Source organism: Lyngbya aestuarii BL J, assembly GCF_000478195.2.
In the GTDB taxonomy this organism is placed as follows: domain Bacteria; phylum Cyanobacteriota; class Cyanobacteriia; order Cyanobacteriales; family Microcoleaceae; genus Capilliphycus; species Capilliphycus aestuarii.
Map to the genome: position 1 here is coordinate 1 of NZ_AUZM01000423.1, position 312 is coordinate 312.

Below are 312 nucleotides of genomic sequence, written 5' to 3' on the forward strand. Positions count from 1 at the left end.
GATTACAGCAACGGTGGCTGCGGTTCCCCTACCCTTTGCGACAATGCCTGTGTTAACGACGTTACAAGTGTCAATGGTGGGGTTATTAGGGCAGTTATACGGGCAAACCCTCAATCCTTCCCAGGCGGGGGGCGTTGTCAGTGCGATCGCAGGCGGTTTTCTCGCCCAAGCGGGGGGGCGGGGGGTGGGGAAATTTATACCCGGGTTTGGGAGTGGGATTGCGGCGTCTTGGGCGGCGGCTTATACTTGGGCGTTGGGTGAAGGGGCTTGTGTTTATTTTGGGGATTTAATGGGGGGAAAGAAACCCGATCC

1 protein-coding gene is annotated in these 312 nt (G+C 57.1%); it reads left to right on the forward strand.

All coding sequences use genetic code 11. The features are described 5' to 3' along the window. A partial coding sequence (locus M595_RS28780) for a YcjF family protein (protein WP_023070072.1) occupies positions 1-312 on the forward strand: 312 nt, incomplete at both ends.